This is a genomic window from Corynebacterium sanguinis, from assembly GCF_007641235.1.
In the GTDB taxonomy this organism is placed as follows: domain Bacteria; phylum Actinomycetota; class Actinomycetes; order Mycobacteriales; family Mycobacteriaceae; genus Corynebacterium; species Corynebacterium sanguinis.
Window position 1 is genome coordinate 816,757 of sequence record NZ_CP038157.1, and the last position, 13,788, is coordinate 830,544.

Genomic DNA, 13,788 nt, shown 5'->3' on the forward strand with positions numbered 1-13,788 from the left:
CAGACGTGGCGGCGCCCAAAGCCAGCCTGGTGGCTCTGACCTACCACAGCCTCGAGCGCATCCACCGCCACACGGCGACCTCGACCTTCTGGGAGCTCGACCCGCTGCACAGCGCGTACACGGGGGCGCAGTCGGAGGCCGACAAGGGCGCCTGGCTCGTGCAGCGCGCCCTGCGCCAGTCCACGGTGGGGTTCAGCATCGCCGAGGCAACCTCGACGGTGGGAGCGTTCGCGACGGTGCTGTTTTGCCCCGTCGCCGACGCTCCTGGCGCGGTGCGGATGCCGACAGCCCCGCCGAGCCGCGACGCGTGGCTGGTCACCAGCCTGCACACTGACACCGCCTCGCGGGGTCGCGGTTGGGAATCCGTACTTCTCGACGCCGTCATCATCGCCGCCACCGAGCGCGGCGCTGCGGCGCTCGAGGTGTTCGGTCTGCGCCCCGGCGCTCAACCGACGTCGGACCTGTGCCGCGGGATCATCCGCGAGGCGGCGCTCATCGGGATTGTCGAGGTCCCCGTCCTCGAGTCCGCGGGGTTCACAGTGGTCCGCGACCACCCGGTGATCCCCCGGCTGCGTCTGGACCTGCCGCCCGCCCACGATTTACTCAGTGCCGCGGAAATTGCAGAGCTGCTCGCCGAGGTTCCGGTCGGTGGCTAAGCGCCTTACATGGCGTGTTCGTGGCGCAAAAGCTCGGTGAAAGAGTAGGTGCCGGTCGGCTTGTCGTCCTCTTCGAGCAGGTAGAGACGCTTGACGGCGACGACGATCGCCTCGGCGATGCAGTCTCGCTCGCGCGGGTTCGCGACGATCTTCACGTCGTGCGGGTTGGTCACGTAGCCAGCCACGACCTCGACCGCCGGCATTTTCGACAGGCGCAGCAGGTCCCACGTGCGCCCGTGGTTGTAGCAGTTGCGCAGGTCGGTGCGCGCCGCGATCTCGCGCTGGATGTAACCGGAAAGGGTCTCACCCGTGAGCGAGGACGCGCCGGATTGAGAGCCGAAGTAGAAGGTGGCCACCCCGTTGGCCAGCTCGTTGTGGTAGCGATCGAGCTGCAGCGAGATGATCAGGTCGGCGTTGAAGCTGTTGGCCAGCTCCGCGCGCTCCTTCGCCGAAGGGTTATCCCCGCGCGGGCGCGAGAAGATGGTTTCCATACCAGCGGCGACCATGCGCCCCTCTACCCTTTGGGCAAGATCCCAGAGGATCTCCTCCTCGCTGATGTCACCGTAGGGACCCCGGACCGAGGTGCCGTGCGCTGAGCAGTGCACGCTCGGGTCGATGACGACGCGCTTGCCGGACAGGCGGGGGCCGGCCTGGCGCACCCGCTCGCGCTCGCGGATCGCGTGGGCGGACCCACCCGTGATGCGCCGGCCCAGAAGGCTCAGCGCGTGCAGGGTGTCGGAGCCGCAGACGCCGTCGCCTTCCAAGCCGGAGTTAATTTGGTAGTTCACCAGCGCCTTGTGCGTCTGCTTGTTAAAGTGGCCGTCCACTCGGTGGGAGTAAAAGCCGAGCTCCTGGAGCTGTTCCTGTAGCTGGCGCACGTCGTCGCCGACCATGATCTGGTTCGGCTGGAACGACAGCACGCGCGCCCCGAGGGTGTAGGAGGCCTCGCGCAGCTCGCGCAGGGTCACGGTGTCGATTTCACCGGTGGGCACGATGCCGCGGGACTGCTGGAAGGCTTTGAGGGACTCCGCCAGTTGGGCGTCGAAAAGCAGCTCTTGGTGCGAAAACTGGCGCGAGTTCCACTCCCCGACCTTGCCGTCGTAACCGTCGAGCATGCCGAGTCGTGCGAGAGTCGACCGCACCTCAGCGACGCGCGCGCTCGAATCGCCAACACGGTAAACGTCAGTCACTTCGCGCCTTCCTTCGGGGAGCTCATCGAGTATGGGACAACAAAAAGCTTATATTACCTAGCGGGTGGCCTAGATGTGTTGATGTATCCGCGAAACGATCTCGCTCTTCGGCTGCGCGCCGATCAGGGTGTCGACGGCGGCGCCGTCCTTGAAGATCATCACGGTCGGAAGAGACATAACCTGGAACATCGCGCCGAGCGTGCGCTCGGCATCCACGTCGACCTTGGCCACCTTGACCTGGCCGCTCATCTCCTCAGCTATCTGCTCGAGGATCGGGCTAAGCTTCTTGCACGGCCCGCACCACTCGGCCCAGAAGTCCACGACAACCGGGGTCTCGGAGTCCACGACCTCGGACTTGAAGGTGGACTGGGTGACGTCAATCGGCGTATTCATACCCGTCATTCTAGACCGGCCAAGTAGTGTTCAGCGTCGATGGCCGCGCGGCAGCCCGAGCCAGCCGCCGTGATCGCCTGGCGGTAGTAGTTGTCCACCAGATCGCCACAGGCAAACACACCCGGCAGCGACGTCACTGTCGACGGCTGGCGCACCTCAACGTAGCCCGCCTCGTCCGTGGCGACCTGGCCTTCGAGGAATCCGGAGCGCGGGTCGTGGCCGATGGCGACGAACATTGCGGTGGCATCAAACACGGAGCTTTCGCCGGTCTGGACGTTCTTGATTTTGAGCCCGGCAACCTTGCCGGCGTTCTCCATCACTTCTTCGACGATGGTGTGGGTGACAAACTCGATCTTCTCGTTGGCGCGGGCGCGCTCGAGCATGATCTGCGAGGCGCGGAAGTTCTCCGAGCGGTGGATCAGGGACACCTTCGAACCGAAGCGGGTGAGGAAGTTTGCCTCCTCCATCGCGGAGTCGCCACCGCCGACAACGGCGATGTGCTGGTCTTTGAAGAAGAACCCGTCGCAGGTGGCGCAGGTGGACACGCCGTGCCCGGTCAGCTCGGTCTCCCCCGGCACTCCGAGGTGGCGGGGTGCTGCGCCGGTGGCCAGGATGACCGCGCGGGCGCGGTACTCCGTCTCGCCGACGTACACCTTCTTCACGTCGCCGCTAAGGTCAACGCGGTCGACGAGCTCGGGGGTGAGCTCGGCGCCGAAGCGCTCGGCCTGCGAGCGCATCTCCATCATCAGTTCCGGGCCCATGATGCCGTTTTGGAACCCAGGGTAGTTCTCCACCTCGGTGGTGTTCATCAGCTCGCCGCCGAACTCGTAGCCCTCGAAGACGAGCGGCTTGAGCTCGGCGCGCGCGGCGTAGAGCGCGGCGGTGTAACCGGCCGGCCCAGAGCCGACGACGATGAGGTCGCGCACCTCGCCCGGCACGGCCTGCGTTGTCGTTGGCTGGGCGGTGGTGTCCTCGGCAGGTGCGTCGCCGGCGGAGGGCACGACGAAGTTGAAGCCTGGGTTGGTCATAGCGGTAGATCTCTTTTCAGCATTCGCGGATATCTCGGATGCCAGTCTACTGCCCGCCTCGACGGGAGCGACTTTGATCAGTGGCGCAGGAGTGTGGTGGTGGTTTCTTACCCGGAGTTGGCGTCTGGGTTGGTGTCGGGTTTGTGGGGGAAGGTCATGCGGTATTCCTGCTCGAGGCGTGTCAGGGCTTCGATGCAGGTGTTGTAGTTGCCGGTGGTGTCGTAGGCGTCGAGGATTGTGTGCCCTTTCGCCAGAAACGTCGCGACGCGGTCACGCAGGACACGTCGCTGGTCGAGGCTGTGGTTCCACCGGGGGTTGTCCGCCCCGAGCTGGGTGGTGATAAACCCATCGGGCTCGGTTAAGGCGTAGGTGCCGTCGGGGAATAGCCAGACGATGTCGCCGGTGGTGGGGTCGGGAATGTAGTAGGCACGACGATCCGTTTTCACGTTGTGGTGACGTTGACACAACGAGAACAAATTCGCTGGGGTTGTGCTTCCCCCGTCGGCGTAGGGGACGCGGTGATCAAGCTGGCAGTGCTGTGCATCGCGGGTACAGCCCGGCCAGACGCAGGTGCCGTCGCGGGCAATAGCGAACGCTTTGATCCGGGCCGAGGGAACATAGCCGTCGATCTCGTGGCCGGCAACATCACCAAGGTCCACGATGCGCGAGGCGTACTGTTCGGCCACAGCACTGCCCTCAGCATCGGTCCACCCCGTACCGGGGAAAAACACTGATGCACCGTCGACGATGTCACCATCGGGGCCCAGGGGTGCGAACCCGAAAATAGTCACCGTGGGTTGTGCGGTGAGTTCACCGGTGAGGATCAGGCGTGCTGCTTCGTCTTCGGTGATGTTGTTCTCTTGTGCCACGTGTGTGCGGTATTGCCGGATCAGGGCGTGGGTGGTGTTGTCGCACTCAATTGTGGTGCCGGAGCGTGCACCGAGCTCATAGTCGTGGATGACGAACGCGTCTTGTGGGCGGGTGCGGCGTTTGCGTTTAGCCGCGTCGTAGCCCACGGTGTTGTCGAGCTGGGCGATGAGCCGTCTAAGCCGGTGCACGATTGCTTTGGGTGTCAGCAACGGTTGGTTGGGTTTCGTGGCGGTAAACACCTCCACTAGGTACGCGTCAATGTGGGCGTAGACCTCGGTGTCGACGTCGGGGCCAAGTTCCGCAATGGCGGTATCAATGCTGGCAAGGCGTTTGATGTCTAACAGTCGTGTGGTGTGTTGAATCTGGCGCAGCCCGGGCAGGTCGATCAGGCGTCGGTAGGCGAAGATGGCTTTTTCGACTGCTGCTTTGCTCTCCCCGATCGCGTGTTGGATGTGGGTGATCTCTACTTCGAAGTCGTCGACCACATGTGCCGTCTCGGCCCAGGTGAGGGTGTCAGGAAGTTTGTGTGTGAGGCTCTGATCTAGAAGGAGTTTCACCGATAATGACTAAGGTGTCACCGAAGAAAGGCCACGACCCGGCAAGGGTCAATGAGATCAGCGAGAAGCTGATGGAAAATCCTGAGCTCGCCAGCTTGATCAGCGAACTGTCGACCTCTGCAGATGATGCAAGCGATCTGGTCAAAGGCCTGTTGCAGGCATCGATCAACGCCGGTCTGCAGGCGGAGATGGATGCACATTTGGGCTACGGCCATGCCGACCGTAAGGCGAAAGCCCGGTTGGAAACCGCACAGGAGAGCAATCACCGCAACGGGTCGTACACCAAGACCGTCGATTCCGGCTACGGCCGACTAGAGGTCACCATGCCCAGGGATCGTGCCGGCACGTTCACCCCGCAGATGGTGCCGAAGGGGTCGCGCCGTTTGACCGAGCTCGACGACATGATCATCTCGCTGTACGCCGGTGGGATGACCGTGCGCGATATTCAGCACCACCTCGCCACCACCCTCGGGGTGGACATGAGCCCGGATACCATCAGCACGATTACTGACGCGGTGCTTGATGAGGTGATGCTGTGGCAGAACCGCCAGTTGGACGAGTTCTACCCGGTGATCTTCCTCGACGCGCTACGCGTAAAAATCCGCGATGGCCACCGCGTGGTCAACAAGTCTTGCTACATGGCGGTAGGCGTCGACATGGACGGCATCAAGCACATCCTGGGATTGTGGATCGCAGACAATGAAGGCGCCAGTTTTTGGGCATCCGTGTGCGCTGACCTTGCCAACCGTGGGGTCCAAGACGTGTTCATCGTCTGCTGCGACGGGCTCAAAGGCCTGCCGGACGCCGTGGAGGCAACCTGGCCGAATTCCATGGTGCAAACCTGTATCGTGCACCTGATCCGGGCGGCGAACAGGTGGGTGTCCTACCAAGACCGCAAACCCGTATCCAGCGCGTTGCGGGAGGTCTACACCGCACCGAACGAGGACACCGCCCGCGCCGCCCTGGACGCTTTCGAGGCGTCCGAGCTGGGACGGAAGTATCCGCAATCGGTCAAAGTCTGGCGCGACGCCTGGGACCGGTTTGTGCCGTTTCTGCAGTTCCCGCCGGCGGCCCGCAGGGTGCTCTACACCACGAATTCGATCGAATCGCTGAATGCTGAACTGCGGAAAGCCACCCGCAACCGCGGCCAGTTCCCGAACGATACCGCGGCGCTGAAAACGCTGTGGCTGATGATCTGCAACATCGAGGACAAGCGCGCTGCCCAGCGAGCGAAGAAAGCGAAGCGCGCCATCGAATGCAGCGGCTATATTGAAGGAGCGAAAGCCACCGGGTGGAAACAAGCCATCAACCAACTAGCCGTGGCATACCCCGACCGATTCGCGGACTACTTGTAAACCAAGCCCCCGCACACAAACAATCGGACACCCTCGCCCAGGTGGAGAAGATCTCGTATTCGATGTCGCGTTTGTGCTGGCCCAGGCGTGCCAACGTGTCGTTTGGTCGTTGTGTGCGGAAGAAATGGTCATCCCCCGTGTGCGTCGCATCCATGTGCGCCCCCCTTTCAACACCTCCCATTATAATCGCACAGGCATTCGTGCGCAATGGTTCGGGCGTGGTTGTATGCACACTATAGTGACACACGTGTGCTAAGCGGTTAGACCGCCGTGGATCCGCGCTCGTTGACGGCCTTGAGCACGGCGTCGCGAGCTCGGGAGCGTCGCGATTTCACCGTGCCAGGTTTGACGCCCATTTCGCGGGCGGCGTTTTCTACGGTGAGGCCGGCGACGTCGATAAGCAAAAGAGCGGTGCGCTGGGCCGCGGGCAGGGCCTCAATGGCCTGGCGCATCACGATGGCGCGGTCGACCGCGGGCGTGGGATCGTGCGCGAGCATGGGGTTCGCGTCGGCCGAGACGCGCTCGGTGTCGTCGATGCTGACGTCGCGCATCCGCTTTTGCCCCGCGGCCATGTAGTCGTAGCCGGAGTTCATCACCAGCCGGTGCAACCACGTCGACAGCGTCGCCTCGGAGCGATACGTGTGCATGTTCCGCGACGCCTTGAACAGCGCCTCCTGCAAAATGTCCTGCGTGTCCTGCTCGTTGCGCGCGTATCGACGCGCAATGTAAGCAAGCCGCGGCTTATGCCTGCGCACAATTGCCGCGAACGCCTGCGGATCCCCCGCTTTGTAGGCCTCGACCAACTGCTGATCTGAAAGCTCCATGACTTACCCCCCGAAAAAAGTCCCCCGTAATACCTGCCCTGCCTAGTGTGGCCGATGCGCGCCGCCCGCACAGCGCATCGAGGTACATTTCAGTGACACTGCGCCCCGCTGGCCTAGAAGTAGGTCTTGCCCACCAGGGAAATTTCGCGCAGCGCGATCTCTTCCGGGGCGGATGGGGCGCCCGAGTTCGGGAACAGCATGACCACCCCGCGCAGCCGCTGGTCAGCGTCGATCTCGATGGTGTTTCGGCCCTGTTGGAAGCGCCCCGTGGTGAGCTTGATGCGCTCGCTATCGGGAGAATCAGGTGCGTCGGCGGGAATTCCATAGACCTCGTAATCAGAGCCCGCGGTGGGGCCCGCGACAATGACCTGGGTGAGCACGAAGGTCAAGCCAGGCTGCGCCGTGGCGACGAGCCCGGAGCCGCGAGATCCTGTCCACACCGTCGAGGTGTCGCCGTCGAAGGCCAGCTCCGCCTCGGCGGCGGGGCTGGTGCCCGTGAGCTCGGTGTTGAGGTCACGGATGACTACGTCGAGGCCGCCGAGCTCGCTCGTTGCCGAGGGCGCTGACGTCGTCTGCTGGGCAATCGGGGTGGTGGCGCCGTCGCCGCCGATGGTGCGCACGACGTACGCCGTCAGCGCGGCGATGAGCACGATCGCGGTGATTACCGAAAACAAGATCACAAGCAGCGTAATCGGGCGGTAGTCACGGCGGCCGAAGCCGCCGCTGAGGGCAGCTGGCTCTACCTGGGGCTCGGGCGCGGGTTCCACGACGGGCTCCGCACCCGGCTCCTCTTGTGCGGTATCAGTGTCAGCCACGTCCTCATCACCCGGAGAGTGGCTCAGCTTCGCCAGCGTCTGGGCCATGGCGCGGAAGTCGTCCGGGGCGGTGGCGGGGGCGTCGGCAAGCGAGCGGGCGGTGGCGGTGACTTCCTCTAAGCCGGAGGAGTTGACGTTGCTGGACAAAAGCGTCAGCGCGGAGGCAAACGAGTCCGCGTCTTCCTCCGGCGAGGCGTCGGGGAGAACGGCGGGGAACGCCAGGCGCACCACGCCGTCGGAGGAGACGCGCAGGCGGTTGCGGTTGTCCAAACCGAGCGGCACACCAGCCTCGTGGGCGGCGCCGAGCGCGCTCGAGAGCGGGGCGAGGGCGTGGGCGACGGCCTCGGTGTGCAGGGTCTGGCCGGCCTCAACGACAGCCTTGACGCTGGAGCCGGTGATCCAGTCCGCCACGACGAGCGCGCCCGAGCGGTAGGACAGGATCTGGATGTTGTCCGCCACCGCGGGGTGTTTGAGCTTGGCCAGCTTGCGGGTGCGGCGCACCACGCCCGCGGCGTTGATGGCGGCCTCGCGCGGGGTCGGTGGAGCCATCGGGGCGGTGCCGGAGGTGTCGACGAAGGTCAGCGCCACCATCCGCCCCGTTGCCAGCTCGCGGGCCTGCCAGAAGCGCGCGGACTGGGTCGAGCCGTGGTCGCGCAGCAGGCGGAAGCGCCCGTCGGACACGGCAGCGCCCGGCACGAGCCGCGGGCCGCGCACCACACCGGCGGACATCGGCGGCGGGACTGGGGAGGCGTTGAAGGAGTCGGTGGCGAGGAACTGGGCGGAGACGTCGCGTGGGTCGACCTCGCCGACCTCGAGTGCTTTGTCCTCGTCGGGGCGGATGAAGCGGCCCAGGCCCGGCACGCGGGTCAGGGCGCGGCCGAGGTTTTGCACCTCGGGCAGCCCCGAACGCGACAGGACCAGGCCGGTGATGACGAGGAAGAGCACGCCCTGGAGCGCGATTTCGATGAGGTAGCCGATCGACTCCAGCCCGGTGCTGCCGAACACCGAGCCCAGAAGCACGGGCACATTGATGCCGAGGACCTCCTTGAACAGCAGCTTGAGGCCGAGCACGACCGCGATGCCGACGATCGCCGAGCCCAGCGCCCAGGAGGAGGTGCGGATCACCGAGGCCATCTCGAGCGTGCCCAGCTTGCGCCGCAGCAGAAACGCGCCGATCACCGCACCGGCGATGAAGCCGAAGCCGTTGGCCGCCGCGAGCAGGATCACCACCGAGGAGGTGCTCACCGCGATCATCGGCGCGACGAGCGAGAGCACGACCTTCGTCGCGGTGATGCCGGCGATGATAAACGTCGGCGTCCACGCCTCCTCGCGCGCGTAGAATACGCGCAGGTGCAGCATGACCAGCGCGTACGGGATGAGCGTGAAGGCGGAGAAGCTGATCGCCAGGCCGAGGATGCGGGCGTGTTCGACGTTGAAGTCGCGGTAGGCGAACAGGCCGTGGCCGATGTCGGGCCCCAGCGCGGTCATGAACACGATGATGGGGATCAGCGCGATGAAGGTGAGCTTGGTGGCCAGGGTCAGATCCCGCACCACGGCGCGGTCGTCGCCGTCGGCGGCGTTGCGCGACAGCCTGGGCATGATCGCGGTCAGCAGGGTCACCCCGATCACGCCGTAGGGCACCTGCAGCAGCATCCAGTGCTGCTGGTAGATAAACGGCGCGGCACTGTCGGCGGCAGACGCGATGCGGGTGGTGACTACGTAGCCGAGCTGACTGACGGCGACGTACGCGATGATCGCCGCGGCCATCCCGCCGAAGGACTTGAGCCGTTCGTCGATGCCCCACAGCGGCCGCAGGTCAATGCCGAGCCTGCGTATCGCGGGCAGCATGATCGCGCATTGCACGACCACGCCGAGGGTCGTGCCCACGCCCAGCAGCATCACGTGCGGATTGCTTACCGACGCCGGCGTGGCCGGGTCCAACGCCCCAGGCACAGCCATGTAGAGTGCCAGCACCACGATGGAGACAATGTTGTTGGCCACCGGGGCCCACGCGCCGGGGCGGAAGTGCTCCTTGGTGTTCAAGATGGCCATGAACAGCGCGAACATGCCGTAGAAGAAGATCTGCGGCAGAAGCAGGTAGGCGAACGAGGTGGACTGGACGACGTTGACTTTGCCGTCGTCCTCAAGCATGGTGCGCGTCAGCCACGGCGCGGCCGCGACCGCCGCGATGGTGACAACGGTGAGCAGGGTCAGCGCGAGGGTAAACAGCTGGCGGATGAACCGCGCTCCCCTATCGGGGTCTTCTTTTTCCGCGCGCACCAGCACCGGGACGACGAGCGCGGTGAGCACCGAACCCAGAACGATCTCGGTAATCAAGTTGGGCAGGGTGTTCGCGGTGTTGAACGCCGAGGCCACCGGCGCACCGAGCGCTGCGCCGATGAGCACGGTGCGGATAAAGCCCGTGATGCGTGACAACAGGGTGGCAATCGCCATCGACCCGGTGGAGCGCACCACGTCGTTTGAAGAGGACTGCGCCTGCTCCCCGTCGGCGGTTGATTCCGCGACCTTGGGCGCGCGCGGGACGTCAAGCGCTTCGCCGGAGGGGCTGATGGTGAGCGCCGAGCGGTCTCGGTCCAGGGTGTCTGTGCTCTGCGCGGGCGAGGCCGACCGAGGCGCTGGCACGGGCGCTGGTGGCGCCGGGGTGACAATGCGCCGGCGCAGTCCAGACTGGTGCTGGGTCGGGTCCTGCTGAGTCACTGGGGGTGTTCTCCTGTTCAAGGTGGTGCGTTAGGGCCTGGGGTTGTGAAGTTCGTGCGGCGGTGGGTGCCTGCGTCGCCTGCCGACGGTGATCAGGAGCATCAGAGCGAGCGCGCCGGCGAGCGCGGTGAGGATGACCCCGCCGCGCAGAGCGACGCCGGAGGTACGCACCGTGATGTCGACGGGCTCGGAGATCTGCCCACCCTGGGGTGAGGCGAGGAAGAGGCGCAGGTCCGTGCCGCCGCTTTGTTCCGGCAGGTCCGCCGTCATGGATACGGTCAGCGAGCCGTAGGCGGGGATGCGCAAGGTCGAGGGCACGTTGAGCCGCGCGCCGTCGGGGCCGTGGTAGCGGATGGTGGTGTCTACCGGCAGCGGCAGGCCGTTGCGCGCGACGATTACCAGCGGCGACGAGGGCGAGGTGCGGGTGTAGACATTGCCCGGGGGGATCAGGGCGATCGCGGAGCGCAGCGCGTTGAGTGTGTCGCGGCTGCCCGCAAGGCGGCGGCGGGTGGCTTCCTCGGCGACCGGGTAGAACGTGTAGGAGCGGCGCCCGCTCATAGTCAGGGCGATGAGCAGGTCGCGCCGCAGCGGAAGCGTGAACCCGTAGCGCGACAGCGCAATCGCTGGGTCGGCGACGAGCAGGCTGGACAGTTCGTTGATGAAGCGGCCCTGCTGGCTGGCGGTGAGGATCTCGGTGTCGCTAAACACGGTCGGGTCGGCGAAAGGTGTGCCGACCGAGTCAGCCGCGGGGACCTCGTCAGGGGTGGTGAGGTAGTCCTCGAACGTGAGCGGGCGCGCCACCTTGGTGTCCAGGACATCCTTGACGGCGCCCATGATATCGGCCGCGGCGGCGTCGTCCCAGGTGGCCGGGGGGTTGACAAGCACGGGTTGGCCCTCCGGCTGCTCCTGGGGCGTCCACGCGGCCTGGGCGGCGAGGTGCACCGCGCTCGCGGCGTTGACGGAGCGCGCCTTGGCGGAGTCCTGTGTGTAGTCGAAGCGCAGGTTCGGGGCGGAATACCCGGTGGTCTCGGGGTGCTCGCCCACGGTGGCGAGCACGGTGGCCAGCGAGTCCTGGAAGGTCACGGCCATGACCCCGGGGGCGGTCCAGGCGAAGCGGTCCGGGGCGTTTACGGTGTTGTCGCTGACGAGCACGCGCACGGGTCGCGCCGGCTCGGGCGCGCCTGCGGCGGCGATGGAGGGAACGTCGCCGCGGTCTAGCGAGGGCAGCGCGTCCGCACCCACCGGCCCAGAGACCTGGACAGCATCGGCGCTTTGGGCTCGCTCCCAGGACCCCTGCATGCCCTCGGTGGCGATGGTGGAGCGCGAGTGGTCGGCCCAGCCGAGCGCGGCGGGCGCACCGGGCACGAGGTACCCAGCGGGCGGGATAACGGCGTTGCTCACCCCCGCGGTGCCTAATAGGTCGGCGAGGGTGGCGGGCCCGCGCTCGATGGCCTCGCGCATCAGCCAGACGTCGCCGGTGCGCGCCACGGCGTTGAGGTCGGTATTAGCCCACGGCAACGCGATGATGCACTGCGTCGCGGCGATCTCTGTGATGTGCTGCAGCCAGGCCCGCGCGTCGTCAGCGCCGCGCCCCGGCTCCCCCAGCGCGTCCTTGGTGGAGCCTCCCCACGAATCGCGCAGGCGCTGCGGCGGCTCGACGAGGTCCGGGCGATCGCTGGCGACGGTGTAACCCTCGGCCATGCGGGCGACGGTGTGGACCACGGCGGGGTCGACGGCAAGGCAGGTGGCACCGGCGACGGACGGGTTGGCGGTGGCGTTGGTGTAGACGTCGAGAAGCGAGCTCAAGCGCCCGTCCGGCGCGAGCTGGTCGGCAAGCTGCTCGCTGGCGAGGATCAATGGCGGTTCGCCGGGCGCGGCGCCGGTCTCGCCGGGGACGATGTCGACGGGCGCGGACAGCGGAAACAGCGCGCTTAGGCCCGCGGGTTGGACGCCGTCCGGGGTGCCACGGATGGACAGGTGGAAGCGTTCGGTGTCGAGCAGCTCGCCGCTGGCGGCGCTGAGCACGAACATCAGCGGGTAGGTGGACACGCCCGGCAGGGGCAGCACGGACTCGCTAAAAGTCAGCTTCAGCTTGGTGCTTTCCCCTGGTCGCAGCTGCGTATCGACGCCCACCTCCGGGCCAGCGACCTCGTAGTCGAGCGGGCTGGCCACGGTGGCGATCCGCTGGTCCAGAACGGAGCCGGTTGCCGGGCCGCGCCGGGGGGTGACGGTGAGGCCGTCGAGACGCTCGCTGGAGGTGTTGGTCACGAGCAGGGTCACGGCGAGAGGCTCGTGGGTGTTGAGCGTGGTGGGGGCGTCGAGAAGCGAAATTTGCGCTTTTTCGCCCTCCCCGGGCCGGACGGCAGGGTTGACCCACGCTTCGGAGACGGCGGGGTTGGTCGGGTGCAGCGGGATGGGCATCGTGGGCTGCTGCGCGGTGCCAAGCGGTGGGTTGGCGCAGGCGACGACGCTGGCCGCGAGCGCCATGGCGTTCAGGCGCCTCATCGCGGGGTTGCCCTTCCGGCGTCGGCTTCCTTTCTGGCCAGGTCCGGCATTCGGTCGTAGGCGATTCGGGCCAGCTTGCGCTCGTCGGCGTAGGCGAGGTGCTCGATCAGCTCGCTCATGGGCACCCAGGTGACCTCGGTGACCTCGGGGTCCTCGTCGTTGAGGATGCCGTCGACGAAACGCAGGAGGTTGTGGTGCACTGTCTTGTGGATGCGCACGCCCTCCGAGACGAACCAGTAGTCAATCACGCCGAGTTCCTCGAAGGCCTCGCCCTTGATGCCGGTTTCCTCCCACACCTCGCGCTCGGCGGTGGCCCACTGGTGCTCGCCATTTTCGACGTGGCCCTTCGGCATGGACCACAGCAGCCTGCCGCGGCGGTCGAGCCGGCCGATCAGCGCGACGTAGATGCGCGAGAGGTCAACCTCGCCGCCGGGGCGCACGGCCTCGGCCATGCCGGAGACCACGAGGCCGCCTGCCGACGTCTCGTCGCGCGTCTCAATCGTTGAGTCAGAGCGCTGCGGGTAGCGCTGGTTCTGCCTATACCGGGTGGTGTTGGGGCGCTGGTTGCGCCGCCTGCTGGACTGGCCCTTCTGGGATTTTTGAGACTTCTGGGGCTGCTGCTTCTGGGACTTGCCCCGCCTGCGCCGGTTCGAGCGGGTGGGCTGGGACTTGTCGCCGCCCTCAGCAGACGTATTCTCCGACTTGCCCGTTGCGCTTGAGGCAGGGCGGGAGCCACGCCGGCGCCGTTTGCGCGGGCGTGAGCCGTGGTCACCGCCACCGCCGGAGCCGGCCTCCTTCGGGCCTTGGCCCGGCGTGGCGCGGGAGTTGTCAGTCATCCGCTTTATCGTATCCGCCTGCACGGGGTTTTCGGTATTTA

General features: G+C 66.2%; 10 protein-coding genes. 2 read left to right on the forward strand and 8 right to left on the reverse strand.

Annotation, left to right across the window (positions count from 1 at the left end):
- Positions 1-5 precede the first annotated feature (5 nt).
- On the forward strand, positions 6-656 hold the full coding sequence (locus E3227_RS04080) for a hypothetical protein (protein ID WP_246062741.1): 651 nt from the start codon (positions 6-8) through the stop codon (positions 654-656).
- 5 nt (positions 657-661) lie between these two features.
- Here E3227_RS04080 and E3227_RS04085 read toward each other — a convergent pair whose 3' ends face one another.
- The 4 genes from E3227_RS04085 to E3227_RS04100 form a co-directional block, all read right to left on the reverse strand.
- Positions 662-1,846: an N-acetylmuramoyl-L-alanine amidase gene (locus tag E3227_RS04085; protein WP_136652521.1), complete on the reverse strand. Its 1,185-nt coding sequence runs from the start codon at positions 1,844-1,846 to the stop codon at positions 662-664.
- Positions 1,847-1,915: 69 nt separating this feature from the next.
- The gene (trxA, locus tag E3227_RS04090) at positions 1,916-2,239 is read right to left on the reverse strand and encodes a thioredoxin (RefSeq protein WP_136652522.1); all 324 of its coding nucleotides are present in this window, start codon (positions 2,237-2,239) and stop codon (positions 1,916-1,918) included.
- Positions 2,240-2,244: 5 nt separating this feature from the next.
- On the reverse strand, positions 2,245-3,267 hold the full coding sequence (trxB, locus tag E3227_RS04095; protein WP_246062745.1) for a thioredoxin-disulfide reductase: 1,023 nt from the start codon (positions 3,265-3,267) through the stop codon (positions 2,245-2,247).
- Between the two features lie 107 nt (positions 3,268-3,374).
- On the reverse strand, positions 3,375-4,694 hold the full coding sequence (locus E3227_RS04100; RefSeq protein WP_246062747.1) for an HNH endonuclease signature motif containing protein: 1,320 nt from the start codon (positions 4,692-4,694) through the stop codon (positions 3,375-3,377).
- A 5-nt stretch (positions 4,695-4,699) separates the two neighbouring features.
- Here E3227_RS04100 and E3227_RS04105 point away from each other — a divergent pair, with 5 nt between their 5' ends.
- Complete coding sequence (locus E3227_RS04105) at positions 4,700-6,049, forward strand: IS256 family transposase (RefSeq protein ID WP_144317273.1); 1,350 nt, start codon at positions 4,700-4,702, stop codon at positions 6,047-6,049.
- A gap of 260 nt (positions 6,050-6,309) precedes the next feature.
- On the opposite strand, the gene E3227_RS04115 is transcribed toward E3227_RS04105, so the two are convergent.
- The 4 genes from E3227_RS04115 to E3227_RS04130 all read right to left on the reverse strand — a co-directional run bounded on the left by E3227_RS04115 (position 6,310) and on the right by E3227_RS04130 (position 13,747).
- Complete coding sequence (locus E3227_RS04115) at positions 6,310-6,873, reverse strand: sigma-70 family RNA polymerase sigma factor (protein ID WP_144317634.1); 564 nt, start codon at positions 6,871-6,873, stop codon at positions 6,310-6,312.
- 113 nt (positions 6,874-6,986) lie between these two features.
- Positions 6,987-10,406 (reverse strand): murein biosynthesis integral membrane protein MurJ, encoded by a 3,420-nt coding sequence (locus tag E3227_RS04120; protein WP_144317635.1) that lies wholly within the window; start codon positions 10,404-10,406, stop codon positions 6,987-6,989.
- 30 nt (positions 10,407-10,436) lie between these two features.
- Positions 10,437-12,911 (reverse strand): hypothetical protein, encoded by a 2,475-nt coding sequence (locus E3227_RS04125; RefSeq protein WP_144317636.1) that lies wholly within the window; start codon positions 12,909-12,911, stop codon positions 10,437-10,439.
- A complete protein-coding gene (locus tag E3227_RS04130) occupies positions 12,908-13,747 on the reverse strand; it encodes an NUDIX hydrolase (RefSeq protein WP_144317637.1) in 840 nt (279 codons plus the stop codon). The genes E3227_RS04125 and E3227_RS04130 overlap by 4 nt, the downstream gene beginning before the upstream one ends.
- Positions 13,748-13,788 lie beyond the last annotated feature (41 nt).